Origin of the sequence: Shewanella sp. SG44-2, assembly GCF_014164215.1 — a bacterium.
Classification (GTDB): domain Bacteria; phylum Pseudomonadota; class Gammaproteobacteria; order Enterobacterales; family Shewanellaceae; genus Shewanella; species Shewanella frigidimarina.
This window is the reverse complement of the sequence record NZ_JACJEU010000077.1, coordinates 1-584: the sequence shown is the minus strand read 5'-3', so window position 1 is coordinate 584 and position 584 is coordinate 1. Positions and strand designations below refer to the sequence as shown.

Sequence of the window (584 nt, the reverse complement as noted above, 5' to 3'; positions counted from 1 at the left end):
GATATCGCCGGTAACCCATCTGCAACCGCCACCGACAACCAGCCAGTGGACAATGTGGCAGCACCTGCACCGACTGTAGAATTCAGCGGCATGGGCACTGATGGCGTGTTCAACAGCGATGAGATTGGTACTGACGGCACGGTGACCGCGACCGTAACGTTAGCGACGGGCACTCAGATTGGTGACACGCTAGTGGTTACTGATGGCAGCGGAAACGTATTAGCCACCGTAACAGTGACTCAAGCGATGCTGAACAATGGCTTTGATGTTGAAGTCCCTGTTGCACCAGGCGCAACTGAAGTGAATGTCACCGCGCAGGTGATTGATATCGCCGGTAACCCATCTGCAACCGCCACCGACAACCAGCCTGTGGACAATGTGGCAGCCCCTGCACCCACCGTTGAGTTCAGCGGCATGGGCAGCGATGGCGTGTTCAACAGCGATGAGATCGGCAGCGATGGCACTGTGACCGCCACCGTGACGCTAGCGACTGGCACCCAAGTTGGCGACACCTTAGTGGTCACCGATGGCAGCGGCAACGTATTAGCCTCTGTGACCGTCACCCAAGACATGCTCGACAACGG

General features: G+C 57.5%; 1 protein-coding gene. It reads left to right on the top strand.

What is annotated here, in order from left to right:
- Positions 1-584, top strand: a 584-nt coding sequence (locus H5181_RS20340) for a hypothetical protein (RefSeq protein ID WP_220491856.1), incomplete at both ends; no start/stop codon positions are given.